This is a genomic window from Micromonospora sp. ATCC 39149 (assembly GCF_000158815.1).
Lineage (GTDB): Bacteria > Actinomycetota > Actinomycetes > Mycobacteriales > Micromonosporaceae > Micromonospora.
The window spans coordinates 968243-984678 of sequence record NZ_GG657738.1; the positions used below are offsets into that span (position 1 = coordinate 968243).

A 16436-nucleotide genomic window follows, 5' to 3' on the forward strand; every position below is an offset into this window, starting at 1 on the left:
CTAATTGGGCTGCCGGCCCCTGGATGCTGTGCGGACGTGCACCCGTTCGCCTTGCCTGCCGATGAGGCTGAGGTACTCGACGGGGCCGGCGCTGGTGGCACCGAACCAGTGCGGGGTGCGGGTGTCGAACTCGGCGGCCTCGCCGGGTTTGAGGATGAGGTCGTGCTCGCCCAGGACCAGCCGCAGCGTGCCGTTGAGGACGTAGGCCCAGTCGTAGCCCTCATGGGTGCGCAGGTCGGGCTCGGCGTCGTCGTCTCCGCGCGGCAGGACGAACTTGTATGCCTGGATGCCTCCGGGCCTGCGCGTCAGCGGCAGGATCGTTGATCCGTCGCCGCACGCGATCGGACGCAGGTTGATGCGAGGGTTGCCGGTGGCCGGTGCGTCGACGAGCTCGTCGAGGCTCACGCCGTAGGCGCGGGCGAGCGGCAGGAGTTGCTCGAGCGTGGGCCGCCGCAGGCCGGCCTCGAGTCGGGAGAGCGTGCTGGTGGAGATGCCCGTCTCGTCGGCCAGGTCGGCCAGGGTGATCTCGCGCCGTTGCCGTAGCTGCTTGAGCCTCGGCCCGACGGCATCGAGCGTGCGCTCCACGGTGTCGTCCATGCCGTCCAGTTTGCCATTTGGCAACAGGCTTTGCCGACATGCCTTCCCGGTCGTCACCATCGCTGGACCTGGTGAGACGGACGCGGAAGGACGACAGATGACGCACGAGTTCGACAAGGAGTACTGGGAACAGCACTGGCGGCGAGGAAGCGGCGACGGTCCCGGATCCATGGGCGGAAACCCGCCGAACCCGTATCTTGCTCGTGAGACAAGCGGGCTGGCGCCGGGCACGGCGTTGGACGCGGGGTGCGGTGCCGGCGCCGAGGCGATCTGGCTCGCCTCACGCGGGTGGCAGGTGACCGCCGTCGACATCTCGGCCGAGGCACTCGCCCGCGCCGCGCAGCGGGCGACGGCGAGCGGCGCGTCCGAGCGCCTGCGGTGGATCGAGGCGGACGCGAGCGTCTGGGACCCGGGCACGCGGTTCGACCTGGTCACAACCCACTACGCGCACCCTGCGATGCCGCAGCTGCAGTTCTACGACCGCGTCGCCGGCTGGGTGGCATCCGGCGGCACCCTGCTGATCGTCGCTCACCTGCACACGCACGAGACCAGCGGCGGCGGCCAGCACAGCCACGGGACGGGACACCATCCGCCCGCCGAGGCGTCGGCCACCGCCGCGGCCATCACTGCGCGTCTGGACGAGACCGCCTGGCAGGTCGTCACCGCCGAGGAGACCCACCGGACGCTCATCGGTCACGGCGGCGCGGAGGTCTCCCTCCACGACGTCGTCGTGCGGGCCACCCGGCGCCGCTAGCCACCCCATCCGCCACGGGCGCAGGGCTCCTGCTCCGGTGCCCTGTCCCCTGCCCCCTGGAAAGGAAACCCGATGAGCACGAACCTGCCTTCGCAGGTGGGCGACACCAATCCGATCATCCAGGACCCGCGCCGACGTCGCGCGATCCTGATCGCGGTCTGCATCGCCCTCATGGCGGTCATCGCCTCGGTGTCCGGCCTGAACGTCGCCCAGCCGCAGCTCGCTGTCGAGTTCGACGCCCCGCAGGGCACCGTGCTGTGGATCATCAACATCTACACGATCAGCCTCGCCGCACTGCTGCTCCCGCTCGGCGCGGTCGGTGACCGGTGGGGCCGCAAGCCGGTACTCCTCGCCGGCCTCGCGGTCTTCGGGGTGGCAAGCGCGGCCGCGGGCCTGGCCCCGTCCTCCGGGTTCATGCTCGCCGCGCGCCTTCTCAGCGGCGCGGGCGCGGCGATGATCATGCCAGTCACACTCGCCGTCATCACCTCGACCTTTCCCGACGACGAGCGCTCCAAGGCGATCGGCGTCTGGACCGGCGTCGCCGGCGGTGGCGGAATCCTAGGGATGTACCTGTCGGCCCTCCTGGTCGACCTGGCCAGCTGGCGATGGCTGTTCGTCCTGCCGGTCGTGCTCGTCCTCGCCGCCACCGCCATGGCGCTCCGCTCGGTCCCGAACTCTCGCGAGCGCTCGGAGCACCGGTTCGACACCATCGGCTCGCTGACCTCCGTGATCGCCGTGCTGGGATTCATCTTCGTCCTCCACGAAGGCCCCGCGCGGGGCTGGACCGCGGCCGTGACGCTGTTGAGCCTGCTCGTCGGAGCCGTCGCCGCCATGGGCTTCGTGGCGTGGGAGCTGCGCCAGCCGGCGCCCCTCCTCGACGTCCGGCTCTTCCGCCAGCGCGGTCTGGCCAGCGGCTCGGTGTCGCTGCTGGCGGTGTTCGGTGTGCAGGCCGGCATCTTCGTCGTGCTCTTTCCGTACTTCCAGGCCGTCCTCGGCTGGTCCGGCCTGCGCTCCACACTGGCGCTGATGCCGATGGCGCTGCTGATGATGTTCGCCTCCGGCCTCGCGCCGCGGATCGCGGCACGCGTCGGCAGCCGGCAGACGATGGCCTCCGGCATCTTCCTCAGCGGCGCCGGCCTTGCTCTGATGACGGTACGTGTCTCCGTCGACGGCGGATACCTCTCGGTGCTGCCCGGCATGCTCGCCATGGGGCTGGGTATGGGCCTGTCGATGACCCCGTCCACCGAGGCCATCACCAGCGCGCTGCCACGCAGGCACCAAGGCGTCGCGTCCGCGCTCAACGACGTGACCCGCGAATTGGGCACCGCACTCGGCGTCGCCCTGCTCGGCGCGGTGCTGTCGGCCGGCTACCGCGACGCCATCGACGCCAAGCTCGACGCGGTCCCCGCCGGGGCCGCTGAAGCCGCCCGGGGCGGCGTCGCCAACGCCCTCGAAGCCGCCGACACAGCCGGGCCCCAGGCGCACCAACTCGTCCGCGCCGCCCAAGAATCCTTTGTCGACGGCTGGCAGGAGGCGATGTGGGCAGGCACCACCGTCATGGCGGTCCTGTTCGTCTACGTCCTCGCCCGGGGCCCCGACCCAGCGCAACGCCGGCGCTCGAAACCGCGGTGACCGACGACACCGCTACCCCGGACCACAGCCGACGCGATCTGACGTCACGGGAGGTGACGAGGGTGCGCCGGTCACGGCCCGCACCGGTACGTGATCGTCGTCCACGCACTCGACCAACGAGTCCGCGACGTTCCACCTCGAAAGCCCCGTCTCGCCTGCCCTGGACGGGCGCAAGCCGCCCGTCCAGGACAGGTGCCGCTCAGGAGGCGGTGCACACCGGGGTCAGGCCGGTGGCGGCCCCGGTGCCCTGGAAGCCGAACTCGGTGTACTGGCCGGCGTTCACCGAGCCGTTGTAGCTGACGTTGCTGAACTGCACGGTGCCACTGGTGCCGCTGCGGTTGGCGCTCCAGACGTTGGTCAACGTGGCCCCGGGCGGCAGGGTGAGCTGGACGCTCCACCCGTTGATCGGCGAGGTGCCGGCGGTGACCCGCACGGTGGCGACGAAGCCACCGGTCCACGAGTTCAGCGAAACCGTGGCCGAGCAGCCGGTGGTCGGGTTCGGCGGCGTGGTCGGCGGAGCGGACGTCACCGGCGGGGTCGTCGGCGGCAGAGTGGTCGGGCCGACCGGTGGCGTGGTCGGCGGCGGGGTGGAGTTACGGCCCTTGTTCAGCTCATCGAGGACCGCGTGGTAGGCGGCCTTCTTCTGGTAGCTCCCGTTGCCGCCGGTGAACAGCAGGCCCCGCTCGGAGGAGCGCCACGACTCGCTGTCGGAAATGCCCCAAACGGTGATGCCGGTGCACTTCGTGACGTTCAGGCAGGCCCGGACGACCTTGCGGTAGTTCTCCGCCTGACCGGCGCCGATGTCGTTGTTGCTCAGGTCGTCGTCGATGTCCACCTCGGAGAGGTGCACCTCGACGCCGAGGTCGGCGAAGCGCTGGATGTTGGCCTGCAGGTCGTTGGTGATGATGCTGTTCGGGTTGTCGTTAAAGTGCCCCTGGAACCCGACGCAGTCGATGTACTGCCGGTAGTTGCGGACAATGTCGTACAGCGCGTTGGCCTTGCGGTTCTGGGTACCGCCCTGGACCGTCAGGCCCTCGACGTCGTAGTCGTTAATGCAGAGCTTGGTGGTCAGCCCGCCGGCCTGCACGACCTGCTTGGCCCGGATGAACGAGTCCCGAATGACGTCGGTGTCGCCGGCGTCGAAGAAGTCGCCGTCGCCGTTCGCGTCCCGGTTCATGGTGTGCGGCCACTGGGTCCGGCGCCGGCCGGTGTTGTTGTCCTCCAGCGCCTCGTTGACGACGTCCCAGTAGGCGATCCTGCTGCCCCAGCGGTTTATGGCGTTGCCGATGAAGGTGTTCAGCGTCGCCTGGCTGGCACCCTGCAGCGCGCCGGCCTGCGAGTGCCACACCAACGTGTGGCCCCGGACCAGCATGTTGTTGCTCTGGGCGTGGTTGACCAGGGTGTCCGCGCCGCCGGTGTTCTGCAGCCCACCGCTCGACGTGGCGATCCTGTCCGGCTTCATGTCGTTCTCGGGAGTCAGTTGGTTGAATTCCTGACCGACGATCGGGTAGAGCCGGTTGGGCGAGGCGGCGACGCCGAAAAACAGCCCGGCCTTGGCGGCCGCGGCCCGCAGCGTGGTCTCGGCTGCGGCGGCCGGGTCGATGGACTGAACCGTCACAGCGCCGCTCACCAGCAACAACACCGCCGTCGGCAAAGCTATTCTAGTAACTTTCTTACGCTGCCTCAGGCTGCCGTTCACGGGCCCTCCTTAACACATGACGCCAATGATCGATACTTATGCATGTCTTTCAAAAGGTCAGTATCGATACCGGCTGGTCACACTGTCAACAACTTCCGGAAATGTTTCGGAAACCCCCAAGAGGTTGAGGAGCCGGCGGAAGCACGTTCGCGCAGGTGGGGAGAGCAGCGCGACCAGGCCGCCGGACTTAGCCAAGAGGACGACGCTCGATCGGGCCCATCGTCGACGCCACAGGTACCGAAACATTCGAAGCGTGGCTTCCGCGGGATGTCGCCCGTGACCCTGCGCTACGCACCCAGTGCCGGGCCGTGACCGCCGACGAGTCGGCCACGGCCGACCGGCAGCGGCCGAAGGGTCACGCGGTCGACCGCTCACCACGGCTGCGGGCGGTGGTCGAGGAGTTGCTGGAGAGTGGTTGGTCGCGGGCCGGCGCGGAAGTCCTCGATCGGCGGGCCCGCGCTCAGCCGGCCATCATCGCGTCGCGCATTGTGCGCAACCGGGTGGCGAAGGGCGGCTTGGCGCGGTCGGCGAGGATCCGCACCGTGGCGATCGCCTCGGAACGGCGTTCAGGTGGCAAGAGCCGGAGCGCCGAGGTCAGGACGCCGGCGACGTCCCCGCCGAGGTAGGGCAGGTCCTCGTCGACGAGGTCCGACCCGCCAAGCCGGCGAGCGGAGGCCAGCACCGCGTCGACCGCCCAGTCGGTGCCTCCGGCGCAGAGCGCGGCGACCGCCTCGGCCCAGCCGCCGGGCCCGACGGTGCGGTCGCCGAGCAGCCCGCGGGCGATCGTGACGGTCGTGGTGGGACGGCTGGCCCGCACCGCCGGCAGGGTCTGTGCGGCCAGCGCGGGAAACCACGACACCAGCCACGCCGCCGTCGCGGCCGTCCGCGGGTCGGCGTGGGCGAGCAGCGGCAGCAGGGCCGGCACCTCCGCGCGCACCGCCTGGTACGCCGCCACCGCGTCGGGATCCATCGCGCCGTCCGCCTCCGGCGGGCGCGGGAACGCGTACGCGTCGTCGTCGCCGATCGCCAGGAAGCCCAGCAGCATCAGCGGTGGCACTTCGCCCGTGTCGAGCGCGATCCCGGCGAGGTAAGGGACCGCGGCCGCGCTCGCCGAGAAGCGGGTGCCCTGGTGGCACAGCGCCGCGACGAGCTCCCCCACGGCGTCCTCGTCGTCCAGCGAGCGGAGCAGGTCCGGTACGTCGCCGGCGTCCCCGTAGGCGTGATCCAGCCGCTGCCAGTCGACCCGGTCGAGCTCGTCCAACCCGCGCACGCGGCGATACTACGCTGGCCGGCATGGGACGGACGCACACGTACGACGTCGTGGTCACCTGGACCGGCAACCGGGGTACCGGTACCAGCGGATACCGCGACTACGCCCGCGACCACGGGATCGAGGCGGACGGGCGGGAGCCGATCGAGGGCAGTTCGGACCCGGCGTTCCGGGGGGACAAGACGCGGTGGAACCCCGAGCAGCTCCTCGTCGCCGCGCTGTCGCAGTGCCACATGCTGTCGTACCTGCACATGTGCGCGGTCGCCGGCGTCGTGGTGACCGGGTACGTCGACCGCGCGCACGGCACGATGGAGCAGTCCGGCGACGGCGGCCACTTCACCGAGGTGGTGCTGCGGCCGGAGGTGACCGTTGCAGCGCCCGAGATGGTGGACGCCGCCGAGCGGCTGCACGCCGACGCGCACCGCAGCTGCTTCATCGCCAGCTCGGTCAACTTCCCGGTCCGCCACGCCCCGATCGTCCGCACCGCCTGATGCCAAGGCGAGGAATCCCTCGGGGAACACCGTGGCCGGTACCGTGACCTGTCGAGCTCATCGGACAGCGCGCAGCACGTCCAGCGGGCCCGCCGTGACGGTGAAGCCCGCCTCGGCCAGCTCGTCGCTCAGCGCCGCAACCGACACGACGTGCCACCGGTACGTCACGCGCAGGTCGCGTACCGTCCGGCCCTGGTCGTCGGTGATCTGGTAGCGCATGTGCCAAGCGACCTCGCCGTCACTCACCGGCTCGGCGGAGCCGCTGCCGCGGTACGTGTGGCGGCCGACCCGCACGGCCGCGAACTCCGACTCCGGCACCGTCACCGCCTCGGCGGGCGGCTGCGCGTTCACCACCAGCGGCGCGCCCGCCGCCAGCCGATCGGCGAGACGGTGCCACAGCGCCCGGCGCGCATCCGGCGCGAGGTGGCCGATCATGTTGATCGCCAGAGCGGCGCCCAGCCGCTCCGGCAGCTCAGCGGTCTGCGCGTCCGCGGCGACGACCGTGACGCACTGGCGCAGCTCCCGGTCGGTGCCCACCCGGGCCAGCAGGGCCGCACGCTGCACGATGGACGGCTCGACGGCAACGATCTCGGCGCCGGGCAGGGCACGGGCGGCAACGAGCACGCCGAGGCCGCTGCCCGCGCCGAGGTCGGCGATCGGCAGCTCGCGCGGTGCGCCCTGCAGGGCTGCGCGCACCGGGCCGCCCAGGTGCTCCCAGGCGTCGAGGCTCAGCACGTCGAGGAACTCGCCGCTGCGGTAGTAGGCGTCGGACGTGGTCTCCGTCATCCGGTCACCTTTCAGTGTCGATGGGTGGGGCGCTCGGCCGTGTCGCCGAGCTCCCAGGCGGGGAACGGGTCTGGCAGCCGGCGCCACGCGTCCTCGCCCGCCGCCTGCTCGTCCGGCGTGAGCAGGCAGCGCCGCAATCCGTCGCGGAGATCCTCGGCCGGCAGGTCTGCGCCGATGAAGACCAGTTCCTGACGGCGGTCGCCGTACACGGGATCCCAGTGCCGCTGGAGGTCGGCCCGCTCGGCCGGGTCGTCCGGCCACTCGCCGGAGACCGCGACCGGGATGCCGACCGGGTCGCACTGGGCGTTCGGGCCGGCCTGCGACCACAGCGCCACCACACCGGGGCGGGTCGCCAGCCACAGGAAGCCCTTGGAGCGCAGCACACCGTACCGGGCGACCGCCGTCTCCAGCAGATCCCAGAGCCGCTGCGGGTGGAACGGTTCCGTCGCGCGGAACAGCAGGCTGCTGATGCCGTACTCGATGGTCTCGGGAATGTGCTCGCCGTTGAGCTCGGCGACCCACCCGGGCGCGGTCTCGGCGGCGGCCATGTCGAACCGGCCGGTGTGCATCAGCTCCGCCGGGGCCACCCGGCCGAATGTCGAGCGGATCTGCCGTGCCCCGGGGTTGAGCCGCGTGACGAGCGCCTCGACGCGCGCCAGCTCCGCCTCCGCGACAAGATCGGTCTTGTTGACGACGACCACGTCGGCGAACTCGATCTGGTCGACGAGCAGGTCGGCGACCGTCCGGGCGTCGTCCTCGTACGCGGACAGGCCGCGCTGCTCCAGGGTCTCGCCGGCGGTGATCATGGCGATGAGGTGGGGCGCGTCGACGACGGTCACCATGGTGTCGAGGCGGGCGACGTCGGCGAGCACCCGATCCTCCCCGTCGAGGCCGAACGCGAAGGTGGCGGCGACCGGCATCGGTTCGGAGATGCCGCTGGACTCGATCAGCAGGTAGTCGAACCGCCCCTGGTCCGCGAGGCGGGCCACCTCCTCGAGCAGGTCGTCGCGCAGGGTGCAGCAGATGCACCCGTTGGTCATCTCGACCAGGCGCTCCTCGGTGCGCGAAAGCTGCCCACCGCCGCGGACCAGGGTCGCGTCGATATTGATCTCGCTCATGTCGTTGACGATGACGGCGACGTGCAGCCCGTCCCGGTTGTTCAGGATGTGGTTGAGCAGCGTGGTCTTGCCCGCGCCGAGGAAGCCCGACAGAACCGTGACCGGCAGTGTGGTCGAGGCCGCCGCAGTCATCGCGGCTCGGTGATCTGGCGGTCGCGGTAGAGGCCGCAGTGGGTGCAGGCCCGGTGCGGGATCACCTTCTCGCGGCGGGGGCACGGACAGTCGGCCAGGGTGGGGGCGGCGGCCTTCCATTGCGCGCGCCGGTGGCGGGTGTTGGCACGCGACGTACGCCGCTTGGGAACAGCCATGGATTTCCTTGTCGGATCGGCGGCGGGACGACAGCACATTATTGGAAATGAGTTTCATTGTAAAGTTGTGCTGCCCGTACGGCTGCGGCAGCGCGCAGAAGGCGAAGGGCGGTCGACTCGGCCAGACCGGCGGCGAAGCGTCAGGTCGTGAGGACGGCCGTGACCGCCGCGAGCACCACCACGGTGGTCACCGGGTCTTGCGGACGGTGCCGGTGTCAGGCCACGGCGGCGAGGGCGGCGTGGCGCCCACAGCGCCAGAGGAGCCCCGCTTCGGCGAATCCGGCCGCACGGGCGGCGGTGACGTGCCACGACGCCGAGGCAGTGAACCCGGCCGGCGGACGGGCCTGGAACATCGCGGCGCGCTCGGCGAACAAGGGCCGCAGGGACGCCGCTTCGGCAACGTCGCTCCACCACTGCGCCCAGGCGAGTTCGGCGGCGGCCTCACCGTCGGCAGGATCGAGGGCGTTCATCACGGAGGCCACGCCGTCGTCCGGCATGAGGTCAGCGACCACGAGCAGGCCACCCGGCGACAACACCCGGCGCGCGTCGTCGTAGAAGGCGCGAGCCTGCGGCGGCGCAAGGTAGTGCAGGGTCATGACGGCAGTGACGACGTCGTAGCCCTCCCCCGCGCGGGTCGCCCAGGCGGGGGACGACAGGTCGCCGTCGAGGCTGCGCACGAGATCCGGAACGGCGCCGCGGGTGAGGGCGAGCAGCACCGGGTCGATGTCCATGACGGTGACGGCGGCGCCGGGCCACCGGTTGGCCATCCGTTCGGCCAGCACGCCGGGTCCGCCGCCGAGGTCGAGGACCCGACTCGGCATCCGGCCGCGCACCGTCTCGGCGGCGCGGCACACGATCTCCTCCAGGGTGGCCAGGCCGGGCACGAAACCGCCCATCACCTCGGCCCACGCGGCGCGCCACCGGACGACCTGGTCGCGGTCGAGCGCGGTGCCGGACGCGCTGGTGGTGGGTGCCATGGAGTGCTCCGGAGGACAGACGGACAGGAACGTCACAAGTTAACGGGAATCATTTCCGATCGGACGGACGGCGCGCCCGCACAACTGGCATATCCCCCGTACGTGTCGGTTCAGCAAGCGTGACCAGGAGGCAAGGAGCGACGCCCGTGGGTCCACCTCATCGACCGCATTGTGGGCGTGCAGGCCGGCTCGTGCCGATGCGACCCTTTCGCCCCAATCGGACTGCGCAACGCGACGGTGAGCCGGGCACCGAGCGCCGTGACCCAGCGGGCGGTCCGGCCCATGCCTCACATGTGCACCCATACTAATATGCGGAGAGATGCATGCTAGATTGGCGCATACCCCGAATCAGATGGAGAAGCCATGATCGACACGCTGCACGAAGTTCATGACGCCCACGCCCATGTCCACGGCGAGGGGTGCGGGCACTTGGCCTCGATGCATGCCGGCCATGTGGACTACGTCCACGACGGCCACCGGCACCACGCCCACGACGGCCACTACGACGAGTGCGCTGCGGCCACCCACGCGCCAGCCGAGGAGCACAGCCACCGGCACGGCGACGCCTGCGGTCACGTCGCCGTGCAGCACGAGGGGCACGTTGACTACCTGCACGACGGCCACGTGCACGTCGACCACGACGGCCACTACGACGAGTGCCACTCGGAGGCGCACGTCACGGCGGAGGCGCACGAGCACGTACACGGCGAGGGCTGCGGCCACGCCGCAGTGGTGCACGGCGATCACGTCGACTACGTGCACGACGGGCATCGCCACACGCCCCACCAGGGCCACTACGACGAACACTGAGGCTGGTCGCCAGGGACTCGAACGGCGGGGCCGCCCCCTCGGCTACCCGGCGCAGTTCGTCACGGCCGGGGAGGTCGGCCCTCCAGCATCGTCTCCCAGCTCTACCCCGACGCGGACTGCTGCGTCGGAAGAACATCCACCGGCGCGACCACGCTTGCCCCGGTCATGCTGACGGCGCCCACCGTGGGGTACAGCGTGCGGACGAGTTCGGTTGTGATGACCTCACTGGGCACGCCGTCGGCCAGCAGCCGGCCGGCTCGGCCCAGGGCCAGCACCCGGTCGCAGAACCACAGCACGTGGTTCGGTTCATGGGTGCAGACCAGCACGGCACGGCCCTGCCGCGCCAGGTCGCGGACGGTGCGCCAGACAAACATCTGATTGCCGAAATCCAGGCTGGCGGTCGGTTCATCGAGCAGGAGCACCTGGCAGTCCTGAGCGAGCGCCCGGGCGATCAGCACGAGTTGCCGCTGGCCGCCGCTGAGGGTGTGGTAAAGCTGATCGCGCTCAGCCGCCAGGCCGACCTGCGCCAGCACCCGCTCGCACGCCTGGACGTCGCTGCGGCGGGGCCCGAACACGCCGCCGAGGTGGGGCGTGCGGCCCATCAGGACCATGTCCAGCACGGTGAACGGGAACGCGTTGGTGTGCTGCTGCGGCACGTACGACACGCGCCGGGCCACCTGGGCCGGGCGCAGGCCGGACAGGTCTTCGCCGTCCAGGGTCACGGTGCCGCCGTGGCGCAGGTGCCCGAGGATGCAGCGGTAGAGCGTCGACTTACCCGTGCCGTTGGGACCGAACAGGGCGCACAGCTCACCCGGGCGCAGATCCAGGCCGATCCGGTCGAGCACCGGATGTGCGCCGTACGCGAAGCTCAGCCCGCGCACTTGCAGGGTCATGACGACGCTCCGAGGTGGGTGGCGCGGGTACGCAGCAGGTAGACGAGGTAGGGCGCGCCGAGGATGGACGTGATGATGCTGATCGGCACCTCGCCCGTGTGGATGGTGCGCGCGAGGACGTCGCAGGCCATGACGAAGACCGCGCCCAGGGTGGCCGACAGTGGGATGACGAAGCGGTGGTCGGGGCCGACCATCATCCGGGCGGCGTGTGGCACGAGCAGCCCGACCCACGCGATGATGCCCGAGACCGACACGGCCAGGGCGGTCAACGCGGTCGCCAGGACGATGACCCAGCGGCGCAGCGGCTCCGGGTCCACGCCCAGCGACCGGGCCTCGTCGTCGCCCAGGCTGAGCACGTTGAGCCGCCAGCCGAAACGCCACAGCAGCAGGCACCCGATCACGGTGGCGGGTACGACGACCGCCACGTCGTTCCAGGTGGCGCGGTAAAAGCCACCCATGACCCAGAAGACGAGGCGGCGTAGCTGCTCGTCCGTGCCGGCGTACTGGAACAACGAGAAGACGGCGGAGAAGAAGGAGCCCACGACAACGCCGGCCAGGATGAGCGTGACGGTGGGCCGCTCGCCGCGCACCCGGGAGAGCGTATAGGTGAGCCAGACCGCCAGCATGCCGAAGATGAACGCCATGACCTGCATCGAGAGCGGCACGTCGACCATGACCGCCAGTCCCGCCCCGCAGGCCGCCCCGGCCGACACACCGAGGATGAACGGCTCGACCAGCGGGTTGCGAAAGGTTCCCTGATACGCCGCACCACTGCAGGCGAGGGCGGCGCCGACGGCTCCGGCGAGCAGGACCCGGGTGAGGCGCATGTCCCAGACCACCGAGGCGTTGAGGCTGTTCGTGCTGTCGGTCAGCCCGGTCTTGGCGGCGAGTACCTTGAGGACGTCCCCGACGGGAATGACGTAGGCGCCGACCGTGATCGACACCACGGCGACGACCAGCACCAGCGCTGCGGTCACGACGAGCAGGACGGCGCGCCGCCGGTTGCTCACCGGCGCGGAGACGACGCACGCGCACCGAGTTTCATCCCCGCGACCCGCCGTGGGGCGGGTCGCGGGGATGGAACTCGGTGCGGGTGGCGTCACTTCACCTCCAACTCACCGACGTACTTCTGCGCCTCGATAGCGGCCTTGGCCTGCGCCTCGTCCAGGCCGTAGACGTCGCGGTAGAACGCGATCTCCTCGGCCACGATGTCGACGTCGGCGAACCGGTCGGGGTAGGCCAGCTTGGCGATCTTCAGCAGCGCGATGGGCGTCTCGACGGTGGCCCGCCACTCGTCGTAGCCCAACGCGACCAGACGCTTGGTCTTGATCGCGCGCATGTCCTTCAGGTTGGCCCAGTTGAGGCCGGCGTGCTTGCCCCCGTAGATCAGTGAGGTGTCCAGGTAGCCCTCGTGACCGGCGACGACCATGGCGTCCGGGTCGAGGGCGAGCAGCTTCTCCTCGGAGATGGTCACGAACGTTCCCGGACCGGCGACGTTACGGGCCCCGACCACGTCGGTGAGCAGGTACGACTGGATGCTCTTCGTACCCATGACGTTGTTGATCGTGGCGAAGTACGCCACCTTGGTGCGCTCGGCGTCCGGGATGTCCTTCGTCCGCGACGTCACCTTGTCCAGCCCGGCGTTCAGCCGCTCGACGAGCCGGGTCGCCTCAGCCTGCTTGCCGAAGACCTGGCCGGTGATGGTGATGTGCTCCCAAGCGGTCCTGATGTTCGGCTGCTCGAAGTTGGACGGGGAGATCAGGACGACGACCGGGACGCCCAGTGATTCGATCTTGTCGATGACCTCCTGGTGCATCGCCCGGTTCTCCTGGCTGGCCACCCAGGCCTCCAGGAAGACGACGTCGGGCTTGAGGCCCGCCAGCTGCTCGTAGTTGACCCCGCTCCACGGCGAGCCGAGTGCGACGGCCTTGGCGATGCTCGGGATGACCGCTGCCCGGTGTCCCATCTTCTTGGTGGCCGAGTCGACACCGACCAGGGTGTTGTCGACACCGAAGATCTTCATGGACTTGGTGATCAGGCCCTCCCACTCGAGGACCACGACGCGCTGGGGATTGGCCGGCACCTGGACGGTGCGCTCCCAGTGGTCCTTGATCGCCACCGGGGCGGCCGAGGCGGCTGCGCCGGAGCCGGCCGCCTGGTCGCCGCCGCCACAGGCCGCCGTACCGGCGGCGACGGCCACGACAACGGTGGTGAGGCCGACTGCCCGCACGAAGCGGCGCAGGCAGTGACGGACCATGCCGTACGGGTTCATGGTTGCCTTTCCAATGCGGGTTCTCGGCGAGGTGTGCCTGTTCACGGCACCCTCGCCGGGTCGGGTGGCACCGGCGTGGCGACGCTGCGGGGCGCCAGGACGCCCGGCCAGGCGGCGATCACGGTGGCGAGAGCGGCCGCGACAGCACAGAGGACGAATCCGCCGATCGCGCCGGTCGGCCCGTCGACGATCACGCCGGCCACCGCGGAGCCGGCCGCAGCCATCGTCAGGTTGACGGTCGTCAGCCAGGTGTAGGCCTCGGTCAGCATCGACGCCGGGGCGATCCGGGCCATCAGGTTCGCCTGCACGGTCATGGCCGGCGCGATGACGGCGCCGGTGACCAGCAGCACCGCGCCGAGGGCGATGCTGTTGGGCATGGCCGCCCAGGCGGCGTATCCCACCGCCAGACCGGCCAGCAGCACGGTCAGCTGCCGAGAAAGCGCGGTGTCCCAGTTTCGTGCGCCGTACCAGAGGCCGGCCGCCGCGCTGCCGAGGCTCCAGATGGCGATCAGCACCCCGGTCACGGCCTGTGCTTGGTCGCCGTCGTGGGTGGTCGCGAACGCGGCGACGGCGACCGGCGAGGCGCCGAACGAGAATGCCACCCCGGCGGCGCACAGCAGCAGGGCGGGCATCCGCGGTGCCCGCAGCGGTCCCAGGCCTCGAGTTGGCGCATGGCCCTGCGGCTCGAGCCGGCGCATGGCCTGGCCTCGGGCGAGTATGGCCGTGCCGCCGGCGGCGCAGGCGGCGGCCAGCACGATGGCGGCGGCCGGGCCCGCGACGCCCGGGCGGGCACCGGTCAACCCGGCGAGTGGCCCGGCCACGAGCATCGCCGCCGACAGCAGCAGCGGCCCGACAATGAACACCAGCTCGAACAGCGTCGACTCGGCCGCCATCGCCGCGGTCCGGATCCGCTCGCGACCGGTGCCGTCGGCGGTGAGCACCGTCCAGGCCGCGCGCAGGGCCGGGCTGGTGGCCGGGAACAGTGCTCCGGACAGCGCGGCCAGCGCGCAGAGCAGGACCAGGGGCTGCCCGGTGAGGGTGGCTGCCAGCAGGCTCAGCTGGGCGGCGGCGTAGGCAGCCCCGTACCAGGGCAGCACCCGGGCGGCACCGAAACGGTCGGCGAGCCGGCCGCCGACGGGTGCCGCCGCGGCCGTAGCCAGCGAGGTCGCCGCGGCGACCAGCGAGGCGTCGACGAAGGACCCGGTTGTCTCCCGGACGAGAAGGATCCAGGCGAGGACGGTCACGCCCTGCCCGAGCCGGGCCACCACCCCGCCGGTCAGTAGCAGCGGCGCGCCCGGGACGCGCCAGAGTTCGACGTAGCGGGCCGTCACCGGAGGCCTCCGGCGACCGAGGCGGCGCAGGCCCGACCCGTGACCCGGGCATCGCGGGCGGTGGCCTGCCCGGCGGCCGGTACACCGGCCACGCCGACCTCGGTGGTGAGGTAGCTGACGGTGCACCGGTCGTGGTCGAGGTACCGGTCGTGGTGCGCGTAGCGGCCCCGCCGCTGGTGCAGCACGACCACATGGGGCCGCCGGCTCATACCGTGTCTCCTGCTGGTTCGACGTCGTAGAACCCGTACCCGTCGAGCCAGCCCACGGTGGCAAGGTCACGGTCGACGAGCTCCGGGCTCGAATGGGCGAGGACGATCATCATGGGTTCGGTGGTGTCGTCGACCGTCAGCGGCAGCCAACCGCCGGGCTCCACCCCGATCTGGATCTCGTGGCAGCTCTCCAGCGCACGCACCTGGTCCAAGAGCGGGTAGCTGCGCAGGATCCCGGTGACGGGCGACGTCAGGAACGCCATCGCCGCGTGCCGGCGCACCGTCTGCGGCCGGTCCACCTCCGCGAGAAAGGCCGCCGGGTCCAGATACGCCTGGACGGTCCGTTCCACCTGCGACTCGCCGAGCGCCAGCAGCGCCTGGGCGGCGGTGTCGGCCCCACACAGGCGCACACCGACCTCGACCAGGCAGGGGCCCTCCGCGGTGAGCATGATCTCGTGGTGCGCCGGCCCGTGCCGAACCTGGAGGGCATCGAGCACCTCGCGGGCATACCCGACGAGTTCCGCCCATTGCGGTGCCGTCGGCGGCACGAGGACGGCACCGCTGATCCGGTCGCGGACGCCGTTCGCGGAGATCTTCGTGTAGCGCCACACGTCGGTGGCCCGGTGCCGGCCGTCCCGGCTCACCGTGTTGACGACGTACTCGGTGCCGACCAGGTACTCCTGCGCCACCACGCCGTCGTTGCGCAGCGAAAAGATGTTGCGGGCCCCCGCCACGCTCCGGTAGGCGGCGACCGCCTCCTCTGGCGTGTCGCAGAAGGCCACCCCGTCATTGCCGGCGCTGCGCACCGGCTTCACGACGATCCGGCCGCCGAGGTCCGCGTGCCAGCGGGCCAGCTCCTCGGCGTCGGTGACGGCGAGCTGCTTCGCCGCGCGCAGCCCGGCGGCGCGCACCGTCTCGATCTGCACGTACTTGTCCCGGCGGGCGATGCTGAGCGCCGTGCCGTTGCTGGTCAGCCCGAGCGCCTCGCTGAGTCGGTCGGCCAGCTCCACGCCGAGCTCCCCGCCGGTGATCACGGCGACCGGCGCGTGTTCGGCCACGGCCTTCAGTGTCAGCTCGATGTCACCGTGGTGCACGATCGTGTCGGCGAAGAAGCTGTCACCGTCGTCGCCGCCGTGGGCCCGGTAGACCTGCGGCACCTCCTCGGTGCTGCGCAGCCGGACGACCGCGCAGCCCGCGTCGGCGAACGCTCTCGCGAGCCGCATCGTCGGGGCGTACACGTCGACCATCACCACCGTACGGTCGGAGGTCTGTCCGAGTGATGTCACGAT

At 70.9% G+C, this 16436-nt stretch carries 17 protein-coding genes; 4 read left to right on the forward strand and 13 right to left on the reverse strand.

All coding sequences use genetic code 11. The features are described from left to right. The gene (locus MCAG_RS03860; RefSeq protein WP_036372244.1) at positions 1-597 is read right to left on the reverse strand and encodes a helix-turn-helix domain-containing protein; all 597 of its coding nucleotides are present in this window, start codon (positions 595-597) and stop codon (positions 1-3) included. Positions 598-694: 97 nt separating this feature from the next. Here MCAG_RS03860 and MCAG_RS03865 point away from each other — a divergent pair, with 97 nt between their 5' ends. Together MCAG_RS03865 and MCAG_RS03870 are read left to right on the forward strand one after the other, a co-directional pair. Then, a complete protein-coding gene (locus MCAG_RS03865) occupies positions 695-1351 on the forward strand; it encodes a bifunctional 2-polyprenyl-6-hydroxyphenol methylase/3-demethylubiquinol 3-O-methyltransferase UbiG (RefSeq protein ID WP_036372247.1) in 657 nt (218 codons plus the stop codon). A 72-nt stretch (positions 1352-1423) separates the two neighbouring features. Next, positions 1424-2983, forward strand: coding sequence for an MFS transporter (locus MCAG_RS03870; RefSeq protein ID WP_007071660.1), 1560 nt, complete (start codon positions 1424-1426; stop codon positions 2981-2983). Positions 2984-3182: 199 nt separating this feature from the next. Here the strand turns inward: MCAG_RS03870 and MCAG_RS03875 are convergent, their stop codons facing one another. Both MCAG_RS03875 and MCAG_RS03880 read right to left on the reverse strand, forming a co-directional pair. Then, entirely contained in the window at positions 3183-4601 is a 1419-nt protein-coding gene (locus MCAG_RS03875) for an endo-1,4-beta-xylanase (RefSeq protein ID WP_157547854.1), read from the reverse strand. A 541-nt stretch (positions 4602-5142) separates the two neighbouring features. Beyond that, on the reverse strand, positions 5143-5952 hold the full coding sequence (locus MCAG_RS03880) for a hypothetical protein (protein ID WP_036372251.1): 810 nt from the start codon (positions 5950-5952) through the stop codon (positions 5143-5145). Between the two features lie 23 nt (positions 5953-5975). Here MCAG_RS03880 and MCAG_RS03885 point away from each other — a divergent pair, with 23 nt between their 5' ends. After that, positions 5976-6443, forward strand: coding sequence for an OsmC family protein (locus MCAG_RS03885; RefSeq protein ID WP_036372254.1), 468 nt, complete (start codon positions 5976-5978; stop codon positions 6441-6443). A 57-nt stretch (positions 6444-6500) separates the two neighbouring features. Here MCAG_RS03885 and MCAG_RS03890 read toward each other — a convergent pair whose 3' ends face one another. From MCAG_RS03890 to MCAG_RS03905, 4 genes are all read right to left on the reverse strand, one after another. Continuing rightward, positions 6501-7229, reverse strand: a complete 729-nt coding sequence (locus tag MCAG_RS03890) for a trans-aconitate 2-methyltransferase (RefSeq protein ID WP_036372257.1) — start codon at positions 7227-7229, stop codon at positions 6501-6503. An 11-nt stretch (positions 7230-7240) separates the two neighbouring features. Beyond that, positions 7241-8479 (reverse strand): GTP-binding protein, encoded by a 1239-nt coding sequence (locus tag MCAG_RS03895; protein WP_036372260.1) that lies wholly within the window; start codon positions 8477-8479, stop codon positions 7241-7243. Next, positions 8476-8655 (reverse strand): 50S ribosomal protein L32, encoded by a 180-nt coding sequence (gene rpmF, locus MCAG_RS03900; protein ID WP_036372263.1) that lies wholly within the window; start codon positions 8653-8655, stop codon positions 8476-8478. The genes MCAG_RS03895 and rpmF overlap by 4 nt, the downstream gene beginning before the upstream one ends. 215 nt (positions 8656-8870) lie before the next feature. After that, positions 8871-9632 carry a trans-aconitate 2-methyltransferase gene (locus MCAG_RS03905; protein ID WP_157547856.1) on the reverse strand — a complete coding sequence of 254 codons (762 nt, stop codon included), beginning with the start codon at positions 9630-9632 and terminating at the stop codon, positions 8871-8873. 363 nt (positions 9633-9995) lie between these two features. Between MCAG_RS03905 and MCAG_RS03910 the strand changes: the two genes are divergently transcribed. Then, on the forward strand, positions 9996-10442 hold the full coding sequence (locus MCAG_RS03910) for a hypothetical protein (RefSeq protein WP_036372266.1): 447 nt from the start codon (positions 9996-9998) through the stop codon (positions 10440-10442). Between the two features lie 101 nt (positions 10443-10543). Here the strand turns inward: MCAG_RS03910 and MCAG_RS03915 are convergent, their stop codons facing one another. The 6 genes from MCAG_RS03915 to MCAG_RS03940 all read right to left on the reverse strand — a co-directional run bounded on the left by MCAG_RS03915 (position 10544) and on the right by MCAG_RS03940 (position 16433). Beyond that, the gene (locus MCAG_RS03915; protein ID WP_157547858.1) at positions 10544-11287 is read right to left on the reverse strand and encodes an ABC transporter ATP-binding protein; all 744 of its coding nucleotides are present in this window, start codon (positions 11285-11287) and stop codon (positions 10544-10546) included. Positions 11288-11331: 44 nt separating this feature from the next. Next, positions 11332-12345 carry an iron ABC transporter permease gene (locus MCAG_RS03920; RefSeq protein WP_157547860.1) on the reverse strand — a complete coding sequence of 338 codons (1014 nt, stop codon included), beginning with the start codon at positions 12343-12345 and terminating at the stop codon, positions 11332-11334. A gap of 89 nt (positions 12346-12434) precedes the next feature. Then, complete coding sequence (locus tag MCAG_RS03925) at positions 12435-13607, reverse strand: ABC transporter substrate-binding protein (RefSeq protein ID WP_050777847.1); 1173 nt, start codon at positions 13605-13607, stop codon at positions 12435-12437. Positions 13608-13648: 41 nt separating this feature from the next. Then, positions 13649-14938: an MFS transporter gene (locus MCAG_RS03930; protein ID WP_036372269.1), complete on the reverse strand. Its 1290-nt coding sequence runs from the start codon at positions 14936-14938 to the stop codon at positions 13649-13651. After that, positions 14935-15147: a hypothetical protein gene (locus MCAG_RS03935; RefSeq protein ID WP_007071670.1), complete on the reverse strand. Its 213-nt coding sequence runs from the start codon at positions 15145-15147 to the stop codon at positions 14935-14937. The genes MCAG_RS03930 and MCAG_RS03935 overlap by 4 nt, the downstream gene beginning before the upstream one ends. Continuing rightward, positions 15144-16433, reverse strand: coding sequence for an ATP-grasp domain-containing protein (locus tag MCAG_RS03940; protein ID WP_007071671.1), 1290 nt, complete (start codon positions 16431-16433; stop codon positions 15144-15146). Before MCAG_RS03940 ends, MCAG_RS03935 begins: the two co-directional genes overlap by 4 nt. Positions 16434-16436: the final 3 nt, after the last annotated feature.